Source organism: Algoriphagus oliviformis, from assembly GCF_017254915.1.
Lineage (GTDB): Bacteria > Bacteroidota > Bacteroidia > Cytophagales > Cyclobacteriaceae > Algoriphagus > Algoriphagus oliviformis.
On sequence record NZ_JAFKCT010000004.1, the window covers coordinates 120,861 to 142,914 of the forward strand.

Annotated in this window: 10 protein-coding genes and 1 pseudogene; all 11 read left to right on the top strand. The window is 44.5% G+C overall.

Translation table 11 applies throughout. The annotated features are described in order from the left end of the window. Positions 1-506 precede the first annotated feature (506 nt). Entirely contained in the window at positions 507-3,389 is a 2,883-nt protein-coding gene (locus J0A68_RS11075; RefSeq protein ID WP_206578282.1) for a helicase-related protein, read from the top strand. A 207-nt stretch (positions 3,390-3,596) separates the two neighbouring features. Then, positions 3,597-4,610, top strand: coding sequence for a Fic family protein (locus J0A68_RS11080; protein WP_236025540.1), 1,014 nt, complete (start codon positions 3,597-3,599; stop codon positions 4,608-4,610). A gap of 19 nt (positions 4,611-4,629) precedes the next feature. Further along, on the top strand, positions 4,630-9,528 hold the full coding sequence (locus J0A68_RS11085; RefSeq protein ID WP_206578284.1) for an Eco57I restriction-modification methylase domain-containing protein: 4,899 nt from the start codon (positions 4,630-4,632) through the stop codon (positions 9,526-9,528). Positions 9,529-9,642: 114 nt separating this feature from the next. Continuing rightward, a complete protein-coding gene (locus tag J0A68_RS11090) occupies positions 9,643-10,506 on the top strand; it encodes an ATP-binding protein (RefSeq protein WP_206578285.1) in 864 nt (287 codons plus the stop codon). Positions 10,507-10,510: 4 nt separating this feature from the next. Further along, the gene (locus J0A68_RS11095) at positions 10,511-10,858 is read left to right on the top strand and encodes an STAS-like domain-containing protein (protein WP_206578286.1); all 348 of its coding nucleotides are present in this window, start codon (positions 10,511-10,513) and stop codon (positions 10,856-10,858) included. A gap of 3 nt (positions 10,859-10,861) precedes the next feature. Continuing rightward, entirely contained in the window at positions 10,862-11,383 is a 522-nt protein-coding gene (locus J0A68_RS11100) for a type II toxin-antitoxin system VapC family toxin (RefSeq protein WP_206578287.1), read from the top strand. Positions 11,384-11,615: 232 nt separating this feature from the next. Then, the gene (locus J0A68_RS11105) at positions 11,616-12,230 is read left to right on the top strand and encodes a DUF6088 family protein (RefSeq protein ID WP_206578288.1); all 615 of its coding nucleotides are present in this window, start codon (positions 11,616-11,618) and stop codon (positions 12,228-12,230) included. 127 nt (positions 12,231-12,357) lie between these two features. After that, a pseudogene (locus tag J0A68_RS23155) lies at positions 12,358-12,429 on the top strand (hypothetical protein); the annotation flags it as partial. Between the two features lie 71 nt (positions 12,430-12,500). Further along, positions 12,501-13,238 carry a nucleotidyl transferase AbiEii/AbiGii toxin family protein gene (locus J0A68_RS11110; RefSeq protein ID WP_236025541.1) on the top strand — a complete coding sequence of 246 codons (738 nt, stop codon included), beginning with the start codon at positions 12,501-12,503 and terminating at the stop codon, positions 13,236-13,238. A gap of 157 nt (positions 13,239-13,395) precedes the next feature. Beyond that, on the top strand, positions 13,396-19,584 hold the full coding sequence (locus J0A68_RS11115; protein WP_236025571.1) for a DEAD/DEAH box helicase: 6,189 nt from the start codon (positions 13,396-13,398) through the stop codon (positions 19,582-19,584). Then, on the top strand, positions 19,581-21,683 hold the full coding sequence (locus J0A68_RS11120; RefSeq protein ID WP_206578290.1) for a UvrD-helicase domain-containing protein: 2,103 nt from the start codon (positions 19,581-19,583) through the stop codon (positions 21,681-21,683). Before J0A68_RS11115 ends, J0A68_RS11120 begins: the two co-directional genes overlap by 4 nt. The last annotated feature ends 371 nt before the right edge of the window (positions 21,684-22,054 follow it).

Here is a 22,054-nt window from a genome sequence, read left to right on the forward strand (position 1 = left end):
TTACTTTTATGGATCAGTTCTAAAGATCGGGGAATGCTCGGATCAAAGGAAAAGAACCGCTTACAATCAACCACAACAACGCTCTGAATGAAATGACCGTGTGTTCCAAGCCATCGATAGCATCTTATCCAAAGGGCTTCCAGTAGACGCCAAAAACCTACGCTCGCATTGAATGGAGAGCTTGATAAAAAAACGTGTTGACATCAACATATGAAAAGCACCCGACACACTTAAAGTCCAAGGGTTCAAGTAGACTACACCTTCAGCTCGTAGAATTGAATCTGTCAAATAAGACAATTTGATGGGTCAGCTAATTTTTTAAAGGGAGGTTTTCGCTATATTCCCAACTATAAACACCTTTTGAATTCAGTAAGATCATGCACTCGACTATTAGTAAAAAGAAGTGAGGTGTAACCCACCCAATCTCGCCACTGATTTTCAACAGGATAAAGACATCAGTCGTCACTTTCTCGCCAGCAAAACTACCAAACCATAGAATATCCGAAATGAACAACACTGTATTTGCACCGGGTGCGAGAATCTCTTCGCGAGGGGAAGACTTTTTGATTACCGGAATTACCGAAAATTTTGACGGATCAATTCTTTTAGACGCAGAGGGAATCAGTGAGTTGGTCAAAGGCAAACGGTTTAAGTTTGACACCAAACTGGAGAAGGACATTCAGATACTCGACCCAGCAAACACCAAGCTTGTAGCCGATACTGATTTCGGATATCGGAGAACCAAGCTTTTTCTTGAGACACAATTAAGAAACAATACCCACTACGGAAGCAAAATACATGTGGCCCACAAAGCCGCGTTCAATCTTTCCGACTATCAACTTGACCCAACGCTGAAAGCATTCAAGCTCCCGAGACCGAGGCTGTTGATTGCCGATGGCGTAGGATTGGGAAAGACCATCGAAGTGGGAATTTTTCTTGCGGAGATGATCAAAAGAGGCAAAGGAAAACGCATCATGGTTCTTGCCCTAAAGTCGATCTTGGGGCAGTTCCAACAGGAAATCTGGAATCGCTTTGCCATTCCTCTGGTTCGACTGGACTCCCACGGCATCGCCCAGATTAGGACTGAGCTTCCGGCCAACAAGAACCCTTTCGAATATTACGACAAAACCATCATCTCCATTGACACCCTGAAAAACAACGCCAAATTCAGGCACTACATAGAGAAGTCGCGATGGGATATTATCGTCATAGACGAATGCCATACCGTAGCCAACAGCAATAGTCAACGAGGGGATTTGGCTCAATTTCTTGCGACCCGATGTGAATCTTTGGTTCTCACCTCGGCCACACCCCACAACGGTAAGAAGGAAACTTTTGCCAACCTGATCCAGATGATCGAGCCGACGGCGATACCCAGAACCGGCGACTATGACAAATCGGATGTGGCCCCCTATTACGTACGAAGATTTAAGCAACACATTTTGGACGATCAGGTGAGGTCCAACTTCCAGGAGAGACAAATCATCCCTATTCATTGTCCCATCACCCTGGAAGAGGAAGTATTTCTCTCCAAGCAGCAGAAGATCAAATTTGAGGCACTTCAGACTCTGGATCTGGAAACAGAGAAAAACCTTTTTGATGACAGCACCCGAAAAGAAAAGCGGGATCTCCTCTTTTCGATCGGACTTTTCAAGGCCTACATGTCCTCCCCACTGGCGGCTGACCAAAGTATTTCAAGGAGGATAGAACGAATCAGAGAAAGTGGAAAAACCTCCAACAATGCGGAGGACAATATCTCTCTACTTAAAGAGCTGAAAACCGACCTTGAGTTGATCATCAAAAACAAACGAGACTCAAAGTATCAAACTTTCAAGGAAAAGCTGATCGACTTAGGTTGGTCAGGCAGGCCCAAGGATGAGCGGATTGTGGTTTTCGCGGAGCGAATAGACACGCTGGCCTATCTGCGGGAAAACCTGATGGAAGATTTTGACCTCGGCGACGATACGCTAAAAACGTTCCATGGTGGTCTTACTGATATCGAGCAGCAGGCCTTGGTCGAAGACTTCGGCAAAAAAGACTCGCAGATTCGTATCCTATTGACCTCCGACGCAGGCTCGCAAGGGGTCAACTTGCATTTCTTCTGCCACCTCATGTTCAACTATGACATTCCCTGGTCTCTGATCACTCTGGAGCAAAGGAATGGTCGAATAGATCGATATGGGCAAACTCAAACTCCAAAAATCCACTACTTGGTCGCCAAGTCTGACACAGAAGGACTCAAGACGGATTTCCATATTTTGGAGAACCTGACCAAAAAAGAGGAGGAAGTCTATAAAAGCCTGGGAGATGTGGCCTCTGTTTTCAAGCTCTACGACAGTAAGGCCGAAGAAACCAAGGTAGAAGAAGCGATCATACAGCAGAACGAGGATTTTTTCGGGTTCTCGATCCCCGATATTTCGGATGAAGACCTCTTCGGTGGAGAAGACGACATCACGGAGAGCTTTGTAGAACCAGAGCCCATTGCAGCGGAGCTCTCCCTCTACGCCAACGACGGAGACTACTACCGGGAACTGATCGAGCAGCTGAAAGCAGAGAAACTGATGGGCTATGACGATGCGGAATTTGTAGATCCTACCTATCTCGAAATCAAAAATACCAAGGAACTTGATCGGGTTCTTTTTGATCTTCCCAAGGAGTCAAAACCTGAGGTCAAAGAAGGGATCTATCGGCTTTCACTGGACAAGACCACGGTGCAAAACTCCATCGCTGAGGCGAGGAAGAAAAAAGGAGACTGGGCCAAATTCCAAATGCTCTACGATCTGCATCCGGTCATACGATTTCTGATGACCAAACTGGAGGCCTCCGTAGACAAGGAGGTAGCACTGGTAGCTCGACATGGGAAAATCCCAACTGGAACCGCCTGGTTTGTCATCCACGGACAGGCGAGTAACAACCTGGGACAGTCAGTCATCTCTGACTTCTTCGTCGTACCGATGAAGCTCAGCGGCGGCCTGCACAAGCAACCGGTTCCGCTCCAGGATTTCATCCGTCAATTTGACATCAACAAAACCTTACTTACCCAACAAATCGAAAGTGAAGATCTGGAAACGCTTTCCGAAATGCTGATAGACGTCGTCGATTTCGCGACATCGATGCACATGGATCAAAAACAGCAGATTAAGCAAATCGAGATGGAAAAGGAATTGGCTGTGTACCAAGAAAAACTCAAAAACTGGGAGAAATCAGCCAAGGAACAATTCCAAATTGCTTTCGCTGACAGGCCAATAACAGGTTTTATCAAACGTCGAATGGAGGACGAAGAGCGCTACGTGGAAACCATCATGAGTAAATCCAGCCAATACTACAAGGATCTCAATTCCCTGAACAATGAAGCGCACTTGAAAGTGATTGCTGTGTTTTATAACTGAGCCACAAGTTTAAGACTGATAGTTTTTGACAACAAGAGTAAACTTTACCTTCGTAACCTTAACGAGGGTAAAAAATCGATAAATTTACCCTCGTTCGTATTACGAGTGTAAAATTTACCCCTATAACTGACCATGTTTGATCGAACCATCCCTTACGACGATCTCCCTCTTCTTCCCCCAAAAGCGAATTTGGAAACCAAGCCGATTTTGCTGAAAACCATATCGGCGAGCAGGGCTTTGGCCCAATTGAACGGTGCTATCCGAAATTTACCCAATCCGACACTTTTCATTGACACCATCCATCTACAGGAAGCCAAAGCGAGCTCGGCAATAGAGAACATTATCACGACCAATGATGACCTATACCAAGCAATAATCGCGGAGAAAAGCTTCGGAAATCCCGAAACCAAAGAAGTCCTCAGATACAAGGAAGCACTTTGGCTTGGCTTGGATCGCATGAAGTCCAAACCTTTCATCACGACCAATCTCTGCATAGAATTGGTTCAGACGATCAAAGGAAATACGGCAGGAATCCGCAATGTCACTGGGACGACTTTGTCCAGTCCTTCTGGGCAAGTCATCTACACTCCGCCCACAGGAGAGGCCGTGATCAGGGGGAAACTGGCCAACTGGGAAAAATTCGTCAACGAAGACGAGTCACTCGACCCATTGATCAAGATGGCTTTGATGCACTATCAGTTTGAGGCAATTCACCCTTTTGCGGATGGTAATGGCCGTACGGGACGAATATTGCTTTTGCTCTTTCTTAGACAATCCGGGCTGCTTGAAATTCCCGCTATCTACCTCAGTGAGTACATAATCCAGCACAAAAATGACTATTACCGCCTCATCCGAAACGTCACCGAGCAGGACGACTGGGAGGCCTTTGTCCTCTACATGCTGGAAATGGTCGAGAAAACCGCCAAACATGGGCTCAAAAGATTGGAACAGGTCACTCGTCTACTCGAAAGCACCGCGGAAAGCATTCGAGAGTCCCTCCCTAAAATATACTCAAAAGACCTGGTGGAACTCATTTTCCGCCTCCCCTATACCAAAAGACAATCCCTGATGGACGCAGGACTCGGTACACCAAAGACGGTTGGCAATTACCTGAATGGGTTGGAAGAGGCGGGGTTTCTGACCTCCAAGAAAGTCGGTAAGGAGAAGCTCTACCTCAATATAGCCTTGATGGCCATTCTCGAAAACAGCACGCTCGAATAACCAAACGAACGCCTATCCAATGATCAAATTCATCCAAAATACCGGAGACTTTTTTGCCGCCAACTACTTTGACGAGGACTTTACCAAAAAGGTGCTCGAAAAGACCGGCTATGCCCCAGAGGACATCAAGGAGTTTATCAAGCGAATCACTGCCCTGAAAGACCGCTATTTCAAATTCAAGCAGGCTTATCTGGAGGAAAACTGGAGAACCAAGGATAAGATCACGGAAACCCACCGCTTTCATACGGATGTACTCAATGCACTCGGATATTCGGGTAGCCAACCCGAGTATCAGGAACTTTTCCCCGTGGATGAAAAGACGGTGCTTCCTGTCCGACATACGCTCTATCGGGGAGATAAACCCTTCCTGATGATTATGGAAATGCGTGCCCTCATCAAAGAAGGGGAAGAAGAACCGGATGGACTCTTCGAGCAGCAGTATCATAGTGAGGAACAAGCCAACAGCAATCCTGCCCAAAAATACCACCGCTCCCAGTGGGAAAATGTCTTTAAGGTACCCGAGGGCTTGGCCATCTCCCCGATGATCATCAACAAGGCTGTCTCGGAACTCTTCCTTTTGGATCAGCACCGCAGACCCAGCTATATCCTGCTTTGCGCCGGCAATGTCTATTACCTGCTGGAGCAGGAAAAATGGTTCCGCGGCTCCTACCTAAGCTTCGATCTGGAAGAGCTCTTCTCCGAAGGCTCGGTCACCAGGGAGTACTATGCCCTCTTCTATTTCCTCCTGGCTAAGGAAGCTTTAGCTCCGCAGTCCGAAATCGTCCTGATGGATCAGCTGGACGAGGATTCGCACAAGTCTGCCTACGAAGTTACCCAAGACCTGAAGGAAGGGGTGATTCATGCGGTGGAAGCTTTGGCCAACGAAGCTGTATATTTTTTGAAGACGCAGAAAGAGTATCAAGTATCTGGTATCAAGTATCAAGAAGGTGAACTGGGGACTGAGGACGAATCCACTACTAACTCAATAACCGATAACGCCATCCCCATCAATGCAGACATACTCAAAAACGAGTGTCTGAATTACGTCTATCGACTCCTTTTTCTGTTTTATGCCGAGTCGAGAAACGACCTCGATATCCTACCGGCGGATGATGCCGTGTACCAGCATGGCTACTCCCTGGAGATGCTGCGCGACCTGGAGCAGGTGCCGCTCAACACAGCCAGCTCGCAAAACGGCTTCTTCTTCCATGAGTCACTCACCCGCCTTTTCGAGCTGATGAGCACGGGGTACCGGGAAAAAGCCGATCCGGAGCGAAACCGCAGTTTCCGGGTTCGACACTTGGATTCCCCGCTCTTCGATGACAGCAAGCTGGAAATCCTCCCCCATGTCAAAATCCGAAACCTCATCTGGCAGGACGTGATCTGTCAGCTTTCCCTTTCGCGCAAGCAAAAAGGCAAAGCCCGCGGACGGATCTCCTATGCCAATCTGGGCATCAACCAACTCGGCTCGGTCTATGAAAGCCTACTCGCCTTCCGGGGCTTCTTTGCCGAGACCGATACTATCGAGGTGCACCGCAAGCGCAAAGACAAAGAAACCTCCGAAAAGGTCGCCCGCATGGATGGCTCCTACCTCGTACCCCGGCATCGCATCGATGACTTTGATCGGGATGAAGTCTACCGGGGCAAGGACGATCGGGTAAAGATTATCCCCCAGGGCACCTTCATCTACCGGCTCTCTGGTCGGGATCGACAAAAGTCCGCATCCTACTATACCCCCGAGGTGCTAACCGAGTGTACCGTCAAGTACACGCTAAAGCCCATCCTGGAGCGACTGGATCAGGGGGAAATGAAAGCCCTCGACCTGCTCGACCTGAAAATCCTCGAACCGGCCATGGGTGCGGCGGCCTTCCACAACGAGGTGATCAACCAGCTTGCCGAGGCCTACCTCAGCTATCGGCAGGAGGAACTCAAGAAAAAAGTCGCTCCGGACAAATACCGGGAGGAACTCCAAAAGATCAAGGCCTACATCGCGCTCAACAATGTCTATGGGGTGGACCTAAACCCCACCGCCGTAGAGCTCGGCAAGCTCTCCCTCTGGCTCAACGTGATCCATCAGGACATGCAGACGCCCTTTTTCGGCTATCGGCTTGGGGTGGGCAATGCCGTGGTCGGTGCCTGGCTGAAGGTATTTCCGAAAAAGGAAATCATCGCACAGTATCCCTCCAAAATGTCCAAACCACTCAAGAAGGAGTGGTGGGATAAGGCACCCGAACACATCAAAATAGGCAAGCGAAACAAAGAACATATCTATCACTTTCTGCTTCCGGACAAAAACATGGTTCCCTCCGCAGGGATCAAACTGCTCAAGGAAGCCCATCCTGAGGAAGCCAAATTCGTCTCCGAATGGAAAAAGCGTTTCTGTGAACCGATCTCCGAGTCGGAATTTCGACGGCTGCAGTATTTCTCCGTAGCCATCGACCGACTGCTGGAAGAGCATTACCAATTCCAAGCCTCCATCAATGCCGAGACCAAGGTTCGTGATATCTTCTTTGGTGCCTATGATGAAGGAGACCAAGTCGCTATCAAAGACAAAAGCTATAGCGAAAAAGAAAAGCTGGCCAAGCAGCGGGGAGAAAGCAATGCACCCTACTACAAACTTAAGATGATCATGGACTACTGGTGTAGTCTGTGGTTTTGGGATATGAGGCAAGCCCGACAACTCCCTACCCGCAGGGAATGGCTCGACGATATCGAAGCGATTCTCAATATGGATCTGGATGCCTTGGAGCAGACCAAATCCGAACCTACGGCACTTTTCCCAACCGAACCTGTCCAAACCAACATCTTCGGTACCGCCGTACCCCAGCAGCTTACCTTGCAAAACTACGGTAAGACCAAAACTGAATCCCTGACGAAGCTCTCCAAGCAACTGGACAAAGAGCGCGTCAGCCTCTTTACCAATTCCCGTTCCCAGATCGTGCAGCAAGTGGCAGATCAGTTCCGCTTTTTCCATTACCAACTGGAGTTTATCGAAGTGTTTAAGGAAAGAGAAGGATTTGATGTAATTGTTGGAAATCCACCTTGGATCAGCGTTGAAGTAGATGAAACCGGTATCACATCTGAAAAAAAACCAGAAGTATTATTAAGGAATTATTCCGCTCCTCAAACAAAAGAGGAAGCAAAACAAATATTATATAAAGATGAAGAATTTAAGACTTTATATTTTGATGAAATAATATCCATAAACTCTTTAAAAGAATTTATTGGTTCTTATCAAAATTATCCATTATTGGCTGGACAAAGAAACAACCTCTATAAATGCATACTGTGTAACTCATTCATAATTAACTCTAAATCAGGACTTACAGGACTAATCCATCCATCCGGACATTTTGAAGATCCTAAAGCCGGGGAATTGAGAAGGGAATGTTATTATAGGTTAAATTATAATTTTCAATTTTTAAATACTTTAAAGCTATTTTCAGAAATTTTACATTGGATCTCCTTTGATCTGAATATTTATGGGCACATAAAAAACAAAATAAATTTTATTTCAATAGGAAACCTGTTCCACCCTATAACGATACAAGCAAGCGAAGTTCATAATGGAGAAGGAGTAAGTTCTGGACTTAAAATTAAAGATAATTCAACCAATTCATTTGATTGGAATATTAGTCCACATAAAAATAGACTTATCCCAATTAACGAAAGCGTTTTAAAAATCATAAATAAATTTTCTGATGATGAAAATGACTGGGAAAGAACAAAATTAACCACACCATTCTCTATTGAGTTAATAAATGCAATTGAAAAAATCACTGTATTCGGCCATGAAATCAGGAAAGTCAATTGTTATGTAACTATGTGCTGGAATGAAACCAATTCAGTTCAAGATAATTTCATTAAAAAACAAACTGATTATGTTGAGATCGATTCTTATAAAGCAATATATAGTGGACCACATTTTTATGTAAGTAATCCAATTTCCAAATCTCCTCACGAACACTATTCCAATCAATCACATTACGATTCTATATTTTTGGACCTTATTTCTGAAGAATTTACACCAAGATTTAACTATCAAAGTTTAATTGACAAAGATGAATTGATAAAGAAAACAGGATTATTTGAAGGAAGTCCATGGATTGATCAATTCAAATTAGGCTTAAGCAAGATGGTAAATCCTGCAACTGAAAGAACACTTCAACCATCAATTTTACTACCAAAAACATCACATATAGACGGTGTAATTTCTGTGGTATTTAAGGAAAATGAGGAATTGATTCAGTTTACTGGGCTTTTATCGTCAATTGTTTATGATTTCCAAATTAAAGTACAAGGAAAAACCAATATATACGACGACACATTAAGTTCATTAAAAACCGGAATATCCGAAAAATTCAAAACCACTCTCTATGATCGGACGCTCTTACTAAACTGTTTGAACAAATATTACGCTCCACTTTGGGAGCGGCATTTCAAGGAGGAGTTTACCCAAGATACCTGGACCAAGGAAGATGCGCGCTTGAAGCCCTTTGCTTCCCTGACTCCGGACTGGAACTGGCATACGCCGCTACGAAACTGGTTCGAGCGCCGACAGGCACTGGTAGAGATCGATGTGATTACCGCCATGGCCCTCGGGCTTACCTTGGAAGAATTGATCCTGATCTACAATGTACAGTTCCCCGTCCTCCAGCAGAACGAGGACGACACCTGGTATGATCAGCGAGGAAATATCGTCTTCACCTGCAGCAAAGGTCTCACCGGCGTTGGCCTCGATCGCAAGGAATGGGATGAAATCAAGGATATGAAAGCCGGGGAAACTTACGAGCATACCATCACCAAGTCAGAATTATATCAGGGTAAAAAGGTGGTGTATTATGCACCTTTTGATAAATGTGATCGTGTGGAAGATTATAAAAGAGCGTGGGGGATGTTTGAGGGGAGGTTTGGGTAACTCTCAGCCCTCAGTAAGGCGTAGAAACCAAACAAGCGCTACTGCTAAGAAACAACTATAACTAAGGCGGCAAAAGTATATCGATTTGGGCAAAGATCTGGATAGACAGAAAACATGACAAGACTAAGTTCGATCAACAACACCTTCGACAGCTATCAAAAGTTAATAGCTCTTTATCAAGAACATAAAGAAAAAATGTTTGATGACATCTCCATTGAGCTAAGCTACTTTTTTTCCGCCAATATGTGCGCCGCACTTGGAGCGATATTGGACAGATTCAAATCCAATCTGAATGATATCCATTTTGTCCAAATCAATCCTGAGATTGAGCGAATCTTGCTCAAAAATGACTTCTTGACCTACTACGGCCGAAATAGGGCCCTAGACACACACAACACTACTATCAAATTTCAGAAACTGAAGAAGACCGACGGCAAGTTTTTCAAAAACTATGTGATGGATGAGCTAATAGAGGGTCATCGTTCTGATCTCCCCAAAATGTCAAGCGGCGTTAAAGAAAAAATCATTGAGGCCATCTACGAAATTTTTGTAAATGCCCAGATCCATAGTGAAACGGAATTCATCTACACCTGCGGCCAATTCTTTCCCAATAAAAACAAAATCGAATTCACTATTGTAGATACGGGGATAGGATTTAAGAATCGGATAAACAAGAGGTTTAACACGAAAGTAAGTGCCGAAAAAGCCATTCTGTGGGCCGTGAGAGACAAAAACACCACCAAAGAAGGGATCACGGGTGGCCTAGGTTTGGCGATACTAAAGGAATTTATTCAGAGAAACCGGGGTAAGATGCAGATTGTGAGTAATGAAGGCTACTATCAATTTGATGCGTCGAGTGAAGTAACGAAAGCCTTTAGAGGGGAGTTTCCTGGGACAATTGTAAATTTGCAGTTCAGCACGGACGACAAAAGCAATTACACCTTGAAGGGCGAGGTGAACTTAGATGATATATTTTAAGACCATGGAAAACATAACGATAAACATAGTAAACTCAATTGGAGATGTCTTTGCCGTAGAAGCAGAAGATGGACAAAAAGTGTTTGAACTGATTTCCAAGGCCTTAAGGGACCATAAAAACGTCGTCGTATCTTTCCAAAACGTAGAGATGCTGACCACGGCATTTTTGAACACCGCTATTGGCCAACTTTACAAGGATTTCAACGAATCGGACATAAAAAGGCATTTGAAAGCTTCGGACATGTCTGATTCGGGGAAAGTTGCCCTAAAAAGGGTAGTTGATACCGCGAAACTTTACTATAAAGACCCGGAAGCCATGCAGAGAAGCATCGATAACATCTTGGGAGACTGACAAATGGCCAAAAGATTCAAACTGAATGAGACCGACCGTTTGGAAGGACAAGGAGTTTTTTTTGACGCCAACGTCCTGATATACCTTTTCTGGCCTACGGGCTCACATTATTGGGAAGAGAAATATTCGCGGGCTTTCGCCACCCTACTACGCAAGTCTAATCCACTTTTTGTCGATTTCCTGACTGTATCCGAAGTCATTAATCGAGTGCTGCGGGTGGAACACCAAAAACTAAAGCCAGAACAAAAGTTCAAAGAGTTTCGGGATAGCCCGACGGGCAAGGAAGCGCTGGAAGACATCCATCTCCTTCTCAAAACTGACATATTAAATCGATTTGAAATAATAGGCAAATCTTTCTCAAAATCAGAAATACTGGATTATTTGATAGTCAATGACCTTGATTTCGCGGACAAGGCCATAGTTCATCTATGCCAAGAGCATAATCTCATCCTAGTGACAAACGACAAGGACTTTAAAAATTCAGAAATAGATATTTTGACCGGTAACCCAAGCATCTTGAATTGAAAAGACTTTTATTGAGCTGATATTGAATTAATTTTTGACCCCTTAAAAAGTATTTTAATCAACTGCTAAATAGCAATTTGCGGATGCTCTAGTTGCGAAAGGATATCCGCAATCAGAATTTCGACAGGATTGAGTAAATCCGCTCTATCACTTTTTCAAAATAGCCTTTAAAGTTACCCATCAAATTAGGTCTGTAACAAATATTTGATAAATTTGTTACAGACCGATTGAAATGGAAGCTACAGAAGAGAAGATTTCGCATCAAATCAAGGCTAAGCCAAGGGGCAGCTTGTTTTTCCCGGAGGACTTTAAGTCCTGCGGAAGTGACGAGGCTGTACGGGTAGCCCTACATCGAATGGTGAAAAATGGAGCGCTTGACCGCATCGCGCAGGGGATTTATACCCTGCCCAAACATTCCGACCTGATCGGCAAAGTATATCCTTCCATAGAGGAGGTAGCGCAGGCCATTGCCAAACGTGACCGGGCCCGGATCATACCCACCGGTGTCTATGCCCTGAATGCGCTGGGGCTTTCTACCCAAGTACCTACCAAAGCGGTCTATCTGACAGATGGAGCCGCAAGGCTGGTAAAAGTGGGTAACCGCACTATCCTGTTCAAAAGGACAAGCCCCAAGAACCTTTCTGTAAAAGGAAGCCTGAGCGGTCTTGCAATTCAGGCCTTGAAGTCAATCGGTAAAGATCAGGTCATCGACACCGAAATCGAAAAGATTCTTTTCATTTTGCAAAAAGAAGACAGTTCTAATCTGGAGCATGACAAAAGTTTGGCTCCTGCGTGGATTTCAAAAATCTTTGATCAAGCCTTGAAAAAGAAGCAATATGTCCGTTGATTTTTTCCAATTAGCCAAAGAAGATCGGCAGGAGATTTTCAATGAGATCTTTCGTCAAAAAAACATCAGCCCCCTTGCCATCGAGAAAGACTGGTGGGTAGTACAGACCCTTCGATTGATCTTCGAAATGGATGTCGCGAGCGCTTTGGTATTCAAAGGAGGTACCTCGCTAAGCAAGGGATGGGATATTATTGAGCGCTTTTCGGAAGACATTGATCTGGCTTTGGACAGAAGATTTCTTGGTTTTACGGGCGATATGGGCAAAACCAGGTGGATAAACTTAGAAGGGCCTCTCACCAGTTTATCAGAGAGCAGTTTTTTCCAGCGCTCCGAGCGAAGTTTGAAGAGGCAGGTTTGCAAGAAGTGTCTTTCCACCTACCAGTCAGCACTTCATCGGACAAAGATCCTCAGACTATTGAGATCAGCTACCCATCCGTCTTGTCCCAGGCTTCGGATTATATCCACCCCAGAATATTGATCGAAATCGGCAGTCGATCCCTTCATGAGCCATTCACACGCAGGTCGATCAGAAGCTTTGTGGGAGAATATTTTGAGGGGAGGCCTTTTGCGGATAGCGCTTCATCGATTCCCTGCGTCAATGTAGAGCGCACCTTTTTGGAGAAGCTCTTTTTACTGCATGAGGAGTTTCAAAAGCCCCATCCCTCCATCCGGACACATAGACTGAGCAGGCACCTCTATGACATCGAAAAAATCATGGGAAGCGAGTACTCCGAGAAAGCCCTCGGTTCTGCAGAACTCTACAAAGAGATTGTGAAGCACAGAAGTAAACTCACCCGAATCAATGGATTGGATTACAGCCTGCACGCTCCCAAACACATGAACATCATCCCGCCCACCTCCATCTTGAAAGTCTGGGGAGAAGATTATAAAATCATGCAGGAACAGATGATCTACGGAAAATCGCTTTCTTACAATGAACTGATCGAAAAACTAACCCAACTTCAAAGTAAAATCAACCGATTGGATTGGGAGATAGATTTAGGGTAATCCAAGTTTCAAACAAGTCATTTTCAACATGCTCAGCCTACAGCAAGCCGTAGAAATCAAAGAATCCATTTTGGCCTACCTCAAGGCCACTTTCACCTTCCAGGACAAGAAGGTTCATCAGGCTTTCTATGACTTCATCACCGATCCCCAGGACGGCATGTTCAAAGGCCCCTTTGTCTCGCTAAGACTGCCTTTCGTCAAAGCCAATGCAGAGGAGGCGGCAAACATTCCTCTGACCATTAAACCGACTTGGCCTCCCTATGATCATCAGGTAAAAGCATGGCACCGATTAAGTACCAGAGATAAAAATCCGCAATCAACCCTGATTACGACCGGAACCGGCTCAGGAAAAACCGAGTCCTTTTTATATCCGATTTTGGACTATTGCTACGAGCAGCGGAGGCGCTTTGGCATCAAGGTGATCATCCTATACCCCATGAATGCCTTGGCCACGGACCAGGCCGAGCGGATGGCGGATATCATCCATCAAGATGATCGGCTAAAGGGGATTTTGACTGCAGGACTTTTTATCGGAGAGGGAAAGGACAATAAAAACTTTCCTACGAGCATGGGGCCAAAGAACATCATCGAAAACCGGGAGACCATTCTCGGCTCCCCTCCGGATATTCTCCTGACCAACTTCAAGATGCTGGACTATGCCCTGATGAAGTCCAACTATCATGATCTCTGGGCGGGAAACCTCCAAGATCCTACCCTCCTTCAGTTTTTGGTATTGGACGAACTGCACACCTATGACGGTGCACAGGGGACGGATGTGGCTAACCTGATTCGAAGATTAAAACTGAAAATCAACATTCCCAAAAATCACCTTTGCCCGGTAGGAACTTCAGCTACCATTGGTTCGGGAGTGGACGCTCCCAGACTCCTCTCGGAGTATGCCTCAAAAATATTTGGGGAAGAGCTGACTGAAGATGCCGTAATTACAGAGAACCGGCAAAAAATAGATGACTTCTTCGAAGACAGAGATCTATTGAGAGACTCATCTCCGAGCATCAAGTCCTTGCGTGAGAGCCTGCCTGTCGCCAACGAGGGTTTCGACTCCTATGTACGGAAACAACTGGATATCTGGGGACTGCGGCTGGACAAATTATCTACCCAGTTGAGGGAGCTTCGGATTGTAAGAGATTTGGTAGAGGTGCTGAATGAAAGACAGGGAATCTACACGGTGGAGCAAGTATCCAACCTTCTTTCCTCTAAAAACCCGGCATTCCGGGACAATTATCCCCAGTGGAACGAAACCTACCGATTTAACCCCAAGGAGGCGGCCATTCATTCTCTGATTTCCATCATTACCATTGCCAAGGAGATGGATCTCGCGAGCCCAGCTGCTTCTCCTTTTCTCTTTGCACAAACTCATCTATGGATCAGAGAATTGAGCGGAGTGCTCCGCGCAATTGAAAACAAACCGCGGTTTACCTGGAAAGACCACATCAATCCTGAAGACAATGCCTTGGCTTTACCACCTTGGTTTTGCAGAGAGTGCGGCGCCTCCGGATGGCTCGGTGTCAAGCACGACAATAAGGAACGGTTTGAAAGGGACATCAATGATGTTTACTCCAAGTTTTTTGACAACCACAAGCACATTTACTTTGTCAATGAAACGTCGCGGTTTTCCCAAACAGATGCCGCGATGGTGGGCTATGAGCCAACGGATCAGTTTAAGACTTACCTAAGCCCCTCTAACCTGGAGTTCAATACCGAATATCAAGAAGGGAGGGTGGGAATCACCGCATTCAAAAAAGTAAATGCGAAAGGATATGCAGAACATTACTGCCCTGAATGCAACACAAAAAATACCGTCGCAATCATCGGTACACGGGTAGCAACCCTAAGTTCTATAGCGGTAGGACAGACCCTCTCCACTGATCTGGACGGACAAACTGAAAAGCAAAGAAAGGTATTGGCCTTCACCAATGCCGTTCAGGATGCCGCCCACCAAGCAAGTTTTGTAGAAGCCCGAAACTATCGATTCACCTTCAGGTCTTCCTTGCAAAAGGTAATCAACCAAGCAGACCAAGCCCTCTCCTTGGCTGAGCTTGCCGATAACTTCATAGACTACTGGAAAGCCAATGCTGATGAAAGCGGTGAAAAGCCGCTGGATGCCTACTTCTATCGCTTTTTCCCCACCGATTACCTGGGAAAAGCCTCTCCCAGCGACTATCACGAAAACGGAAAATATACGCAGGCCTTCCAAAAGGAATTTGACCATCGAGTCCGATGGGAGATTTTTGCGGAATTTGGATACAACTCCCTCATCGGTCGGACTCTGGAAAAGACCGGATCATCAGGGGTGTTTTTTGACAAGTCCAAGATTGCCGCCCTATGGCCCCGGCTGGAGTCTTGGATATCCACGAACGACGCATCCCAGACTATTCAGCGGGATGATTTTAATCGTTTTGTCACTCTCCTATTGCACAGGATTAGAAGCAGAGGGGCAATCAGTCATGTTTTTCTGGATAAGTTTAGAGAGAAGGACTTAAGTCTATGGGACTTAAACTGGATGAAAGATAAGCGGCACTTCCTGAACAAGCGTTTCCATCCCTCCCAGCGACTCCCCAAGCTCATCACCTATGAAAAGGAAACCAGAGGTCTGCTTGACAGCACATTTTCGCTACATGCCAATTGGTTTCATAGCTATTTCAAGAAGTCTTTCCAACTGGCGGGAAATCATCCCGACTTTGTAAATGAGTTGTTCAGCGAAGTGATTTTGGCCTTGGAAGCGGCTGAAATATTGGACAGGAAAGTGGCCGGCCAGCAAGTAAACTTTGCAATCAATCCAGCCAGCCTGCGAATCAGCAAAAATGTCAAGCGTCTAAGCTGTGACAAGTGCGAGCATGAAATACAAACTGCGGATAATTACCTGGGGATCGAGGGAGGAAAATGCCTCATGTATAAGTGTCCGGGCTCTTACAGCTTTCTGAGTGAGGCGGGTATTTTTCAAGAAAGCAACTACTATCAACTGGTCTATAACAGGAACAGATCACCAAGGATCTATGCCGCAGAACATACCGGGCTTTTGGAGCGAAAAAACAGGGAACTGCTTGAGAAAGATTTCAAGGAGAGACCGAGGTTCAACTCAAAAAATGTCATGGTCGCCACCAGTACCTTGGAAATGGGGATCGACATCGGCACGCTAAACACCGCCATCAACAACTCCATCCCTCCGCTTCCCTCCAACTTCCTGCAGCGAGTAGGTCGGGCTGGACGTAAATCAGGTTCGGCGCTATTGGTCAATTTTGCGCAGAGCAAGTCGCATGACCTTTTCTACTATCAGGCGCCTTTGGATATGATGGCTGGTGAGGTCCATACTCCCGGCTGCTATCTGGAAGCAAAAGAAATCCTCAAAAGACACTTTTTTGCCTATTGCATCGATTCTTGGACTTCGAAGGACAGTAAGGCAAACAATATCCCTCCAAACATCAAATTCCTGAAGCTAAGTCTGGAAAGCCTTGAAAGCGCTGATTTTTTCATGAATCGAATTTTGAACTTTGTCAAAAGCAATGAGACAATACTCTTTGATCGCTTCAAAGAACAGTATGAATTTCATGTGTCACAGTCAATCTTTGATGAGCTCAGACAAAGTTTGGACAGCGACCATTTTTACTTCTCCCATAAAAACATCTTTGATCAACTCCGAAAAGAAATTGCCGATATCCAAAAAAAGCGAGAAGAAGTCCTCAAGCGAATCAAGACTTTGAACTTGGGAACCGAAGATCCTGACCGAAAGGAACTGGAGACGGAAGCAAAAAATCTGAGTGGGATTGTCTACAGTATAAAAAAGAGAAACACACTTGAGTATTTGACTAACATCGGTGCCTTGCCCAATTACGCATTTCCCGAAACAGGAGTAACCCTTTTGGCTAAAGTGTTGGGAAACCAGGCAGAGGCAAGCACCAAAGCCCCTCTAAGCAAAGACTTTGAAATCGTTAGGGGTGCCAGTCAGGCTATTAAGGAGCTTGCTCCCGACAATTTTTTCTATTCCCAAACTTATAAATTCAAAGTCACGGGGTTAAATACATTTGACTGGACTGATTCGAACAATTCCCACACCAAACGTTTTTGTTCAAACTGCGACCATTTGGAAATCGGAACTTTCCAGCCCAGCCAGGCTACTTGCCCTAAATGTGGTGACTCTTCTTGGGGAGCAGCTTCCAACAACCACCATTTCGTAAAGCTCACCAACGTCAAATCCTTTAACAATGAGTCGGATGTCTATTTGAAAGATGATCAGGAAGACCGGGAAAGTAATGTCTATGAAATTAGCCGGCACTTCGAGTTTAAGGCAAATCTGTCCCAAGGAGCTTGGGCGATGAAAGAAATTCCCTTTGGAATTGAGTTTGTGAAAAATACTACGATTACTGATGTAAACTTGGGCAAACAAGGACAGGTAGATGCCCGAAGGATTACCATCAACAGTTCAGAAGTTCCCGCCCATGGCTTTGTGACCTGTATGTACTGCGGCAAATCCTCTTCAAACATTCGGGAAGGGGATTACAAATTCCATTATGGATACTGCAAGCACAAAGATCGGGACTATAGGGGAGGATCCGACGATGTATTTGCCGAAGCTTTTTTGTTTCGGGAAATCCAAACCGAGGCATTAAAAATCCTACTGCCTGTTCAGGATTTTAACACTGAAGCCGAAATAAAAATGTTCCAGGCAGGAATGGAACTTGGGCTGAAAAAGTACTTTAATGGCAACCCCCAACACATTTCCGTTTCAGATTACCGGGAGTACAACCATCATACCGGAAAAATAGATCGATACTTAATTCTTTTTGACACCGTCCCTGGCGGAACCGGATACCTGGAGAAACTTTTTGACCGTCTAAACTTCAGTGAACTGCTGAAGTTAGCCTACAATGAAATCAAGGACTGCTCTTGCCAGCATCATGGAAAAGACGGATGCTACCGCTGCATCTATTCCTACCAAAACCAGTATTACCAGCAAGATCTAAGTCGGGAAAGAGCGGAAAAACGATTTGCCGAGATTGTCAACAAATCAGAAAGTTGGGAGTCTGTACCACACGGGCTTGGGAAAATTGCAGCAAGTGGCCAGATAGAAGAGTCCGAACTGGAAGAAAGATTTGTGAGGAGCCTAAAAATATTGGCTGAGCAAACGCCAGAATGGGAGCTCCAAGAAATAAAAGAGGATGGGCGAGTGAATTACATTCTGAAATTCAAAAACAGTTCCTCAGACCTAACTTATCATATCAGACCTCAAGTAGTGTTGGGGCCTTCTCATGGGATCCAGTTCATCACCAGAACTGACTTTCTTCTTGTTTGCACGGCAGCCTCGTTCAACGGAAAAGAATTTGAAGACCTGGAATCGATTCCAAGAATAGCTGTCTATTTGGATGGTTATCAATTCCACGCTTCGGAAGAGAACAACAGATTTCTAAACGACTTGGAGAAGCGGCAGGCCATATTAGCCAGCAATCAGTATGTTTCCTGGACGTTGACTTGGGACGATGTAGAAAAATTCGACTCAGGGTTTATTCCAGACAGAGAGAAGCAACTTTCTGAAGACTTTCTTTTTGAGCTCTCCAAGGCCGACGGCTTCAAAGGCAGTAAGAGGATAGTCACTCAAAAATTTGGAACACAAGATCCGATCAAAGTTTATGAGACCAAAAACAATTTTGAGAGACTCCTTGCTCTTCTTCGGTTCCCAATTCCCAATACCAATGTTTTCAACTTTTCTTGGGGCCTTTTCTTTATTTCCTTTCAGCAAAAATGGTTAAACCCCAGCTATCGTCCGGAGAAAATCCAAGAAGCTTTTTTTGAAAAAGAATATCTTGATCAATATGCGCTCGATCAAAAGACCCAAAACGCATTGATTCCATTTGGCGGAGTGCCAAAAAACGACCTCTTTGAAATGGGAGTGCTGGTCCATCTAAAGAAATGGCAACCATACTACAGGTTCAGAATAAGGTCGGCTGAAAAAATCGACAAAGGCGAGTGGAATTGTTTTTGGACTTTATTTAATGCCATCCAGTTTTTTGAGGAAGTTAAAAAGCCAAACGAGGGCATCGAAGCTATCGAAAACGAATACAGCCTCGGAGAACTCTTGGGCAATTTCCCTGACGATGCCTATCACGTCCTATTGACCAAACTCTTTGAAAAAGGGGTTATAAAAAACCAGAAAGACGAAATAAAACTCTACACAGCAATCGATGACGAGGAAAACATTCTCGCGGAAGCAGGATTGATCATCGAGCATTTGAAGATAGTGTTTGAGCCCATTGATTCACAAAGTCTGATATATTTCGAAAATCACGGGTACCAGGTTAGCAGTTTAGAGCAGTTAAAAAATTTAGAACTATGAAGTTGTTGTTTTATGACAAGTTTTTTGAGTCATTAATTAATTTGCCAAAAGGGATACAAAAGAAGGTGGTGGATTTCCAGCGCAAATTTCGGGAAAACTCAAAGTCGTCTGGAATTCATTTGGAACCGATTCAAAGTTTCAAGGACAGCTCACTGCGATCTGCTCGGGTAGACCAAACCTATCGTGCTATTATTAAAGTACCAGAATCAGGTGAGACCTACTTTCTCCTTTGGGTTGATCATCATGACAAGGCTTATGAGTGGGCCACTAATAAGGTCTTTCAATGGAATGAAAATACCCAAAGCATGCAGGTATTCGCAGCTCCTGAGGTACTTGAAAAGGAGTTTGAATCCACCCAAGAGGACGGACTAAAAGAAGTACAGAAGCTTTTCAGCGAATATTCAAATGACGAACTCCTGAGAATAGGAGTTCCCGATGTTCTCCTGCCATCAATCAGAATCATTGATAATCTGGATGGGCTGGAAAAGATTGAAAAATTTCTTCCACAAGACACATTCGAAAATCTGTTTTACCTGGCTGACGGAGCATCAATCGAACAATTGGTTTTTGAAATAGAGGAAGGCAAAACGGAAGCGGTCTCAGCAGATGAACAACTGGCAAGTATCAACAATCAAAGAAGCTTTATTGAACTCACTGACGACGACCTCTTCAATGAAATATTGGAAGGGAACCTTAGAAAGTGGAAATATTACCTTCATCCTTCCCAAAGAAAATTGGTTGATGGGTCGTTTGCGGGAGCTGTAAAAGTGTCAGGAGGAGCCGGAACTGGTAAAACCGTAGCAGCATTACATCGAATGAAATTTCTTTCGGAAAACAAGTCTTCAGGTGAAAAAATCCTCTTCACTACTTACACCAAAGCTTTGACCGAAAATCTACGGAAATTGGCTGCTGACTTGGAGATTGACTCAAAAGGGTTGACAATTTCGAATATCGATGCTTTAGCCTTTGATTTGGTCAAAAATTTCGCTCTAATCAAACACGACTATAAAGTCTTTGGACTCCACAGCATCAAAGACTCCAAAGAAATCTGGGAAGAAGTCCTGAGCACTGAACTATCACCTTTTGATCAGGATTTTTTATTTCAGGAATACGAACAAGTCATTCTTTATCATGACGTTAAAAATATCGAGGAGTACTTAAAGGCTCCCAGAATTGGCAGAGGTAGAGCTATAAGTAGAACTCAGCGGAAGGATGTTTGGAATTTGGTTCAGAAGTACAATAACACCAAAGCCACTTACCGTTTCTACCACAAAGAAGAACTCTATAACCTTCTTGTCAACTTTTTGGAAGCACACGAGACCAAAGCCTTCGATTATGTTCTGGTAGACGAGTTGCAGGACTTCTCGAATGTTGAGCTTCGAGTAATTAGATCCTTGGTTCCTGAAAAAGCAAATGATCTCTTCTTGGTCGGCGATCCTCTCCAAAAGATCTATGACAAACGAATTAATTTTTCTCAAGCGGGAATAAACGTCAGGGGTAAAAGGAGCAAGAGATTACGAATTAACTACCGAACTACTGAAGAGATTAAAAAGCTTGCATTTTCCATCATCAGCAATGAGCACTATGATGACTTTGAAGGGGAAAAAGAAGAAACCGGTGGTTATGTTTCATTGTTTCATGGAAAAAAACCTCAGTACACCATATTTCACTCGAAGAACCAAGAAACTGACTATGTCATAGGAGAAATAGCATCTTTACTTGAAGGTGGTTACAAACCAGAGGAAATCGCCATTAGCTCAAGGATAAAAAATGGCTTAAAAGATTTTAAATCTGCTCTTCATTTAAAGGGAATTCCCTATACTGAATATGAGCAAGGGAGCAAAGTAGGCCATCAAAACGGGGTTAACTTATTGACTTTCCACAATATTAAAGGCCTTGAATTCAAACAGGTGTTTTTGGTAGACGTAAACGACAGAACCTCCCCCCGACATTTTGAGACTCTTGGCAGTTTGCCAGATACACAAAAACAGGCTTACATAAAAAGTGAAAAATCGTTGCTATATGTTGCCGTTTCAAGAGCTATACAGAGATTGGAAGTTACTGGAATAGGGACAAAATCCAATTTTGTCAACATTTAACACTACCAGTCAAATCAGCAATTCCGTGAAAAATGCTCTGGACAACCCTGGGGCTGCAATCAGTGCCTGGCATCCCAGTTGGCCAAAGTTTTTTTTGGTACAAATCTGAGGTAAGCTTGCATGACGTAAAATCTTTTCCTCTCTAAAAGACAAACAAAACATTCTTGAGTAGGGGAAATTCACCCGCTGCCATGCCAGAAAAACCACTATCCCTTACCACATTTTCAAATCACCCGCCGCCCAGCCTTTTTACCCGATATTCATCCACACTTATTGCCACCTGTAAAATTATCGCGAAGCCAATCGCGAAATCGGAAGGAAAACGAAAAGCCAAAAGGGTATAATATTGGCATATTGTTTTTAGTTTTAGC

Coding starts and splice junctions, on each gene's coding strand:
- J0A68_RS11085 (WP_206578284.1), top strand. CDS start 4,630: ATGATCAAATTCATCCAAAATACCGGAGACTTTTTTGCCGCCAACTAC.
- J0A68_RS11090 (WP_206578285.1), top strand. CDS start 9,643: ATGACAAGACTAAGTTCGATCAACAACACCTTCGACAGCTATCAAAAG.
- J0A68_RS11105 (WP_206578288.1), top strand. CDS start 11,616: ATGGAAGCTACAGAAGAGAAGATTTCGCATCAAATCAAGGCTAAGCCA.
- J0A68_RS11100 (WP_206578287.1), top strand. CDS start 10,862: ATGGCCAAAAGATTCAAACTGAATGAGACCGACCGTTTGGAAGGACAA.
- J0A68_RS11075 (WP_206578282.1), top strand. CDS start 507: ATGAACAACACTGTATTTGCACCGGGTGCGAGAATCTCTTCGCGAGGG.
- J0A68_RS11095 (WP_206578286.1), top strand. CDS start 10,511: ATGGAAAACATAACGATAAACATAGTAAACTCAATTGGAGATGTCTTT.
- J0A68_RS11120 (WP_206578290.1), top strand. CDS start 19,581: ATGAAGTTGTTGTTTTATGACAAGTTTTTTGAGTCATTAATTAATTTG.
- J0A68_RS11115 (WP_236025571.1), top strand. CDS start 13,396: ATGTTCAAAGGCCCCTTTGTCTCGCTAAGACTGCCTTTCGTCAAAGCC.